Annotated in this window: 1 protein-coding gene; it reads left to right on the top strand. The window is 24.9% G+C overall.

Annotation, left to right across the window (positions count from 1 at the left end; all coding sequences use genetic code 11):
- Window positions 1–585, top strand: a 585-nt coding sequence (locus tag COL3_RS26595) for a PRD domain-containing protein (RefSeq protein WP_143327583.1), incomplete at its 5' end; no start/stop codon positions are given.
- Window positions 586–958: the final 373 nt, after the last annotated feature.

Raw genomic sequence — 958 nt, 5'->3', positions numbered from 1 at the left:
GTTACAAATAATATAGGGGTTAAGAATATTAATATTATTTCACTTGGATTGAAGAACTTAACTAAGTCTATTAAGGAGATTTCGGAAGAAAATACTATTTTAGCTGTTATAGGTATTGAAAATCCTAATCTTGGAATTCCATTTATATCTATAGAACAATTAATCGATGGAACAGGAGAGCGAATATTAATAAGTGTTATAAAAGGTAAAGGGATGGAAACTATAAAATATACGGAAGATAAGCAAATAATATTTGAAAATCTTTGTACACAAACTATTGCTGAGTTTATAACATTTCTTAACCCTAAAAAAATCTATACTCTATTAGATGAGTTTTTAGATAGAACTGAAAAGTTATTAAGTGTAAATTTTGAAAATCCAGTTAAATTAAGAATTATGTTTCATGTTGCATGCGCATTAGAAAGAATAATACTAGATAATGGTTTGGTATATGATGAGAATAACATAAACTTTGATAAAAAAACTATAGACGCATTGAGGGAGGCTAGTTTGATTTTCAAAAATGCATTATCAATATGTTTAACAGATGATGAAATATATTATATTGCAGATATAATTGGATGAAATTTGGTTTAGTATGAGGAGTTCTAACTAAATATTCATTGAATTGACGTAATTATAATTTAAAAATATAAAATATAAAACTTTAAAAGTTAACTGCCATTAATACATAGGTTTTAAAAAAATCGTGTGTTAGTGGCAGTTAATTTTTAAATAAATATGTGTTAATTATTCTAAATTATTTAATAAACCGTGTTAAATGTGATTGAAAGTATGTGAATCTTCAATTAATAGTGTGATTGAAAATACTTAAGTATTGGCAAAGGTAGTTATAAGCTTAGTTTTAGACATATTTTTTATTAACACTCTTAGTTGGCATAGGAATTGCTATGTATATAAGTATAAAAATAATATATGTAGCAAGAAAGGATGATGG

This window comes from Clostridium sp. LS (assembly GCF_002760435.1).
Classification (GTDB): Bacteria; Bacillota; Clostridia; order Clostridiales; family Clostridiaceae; genus Clostridium.
This window is presented reverse-complemented; position numbering and strand designations above follow the sequence as displayed.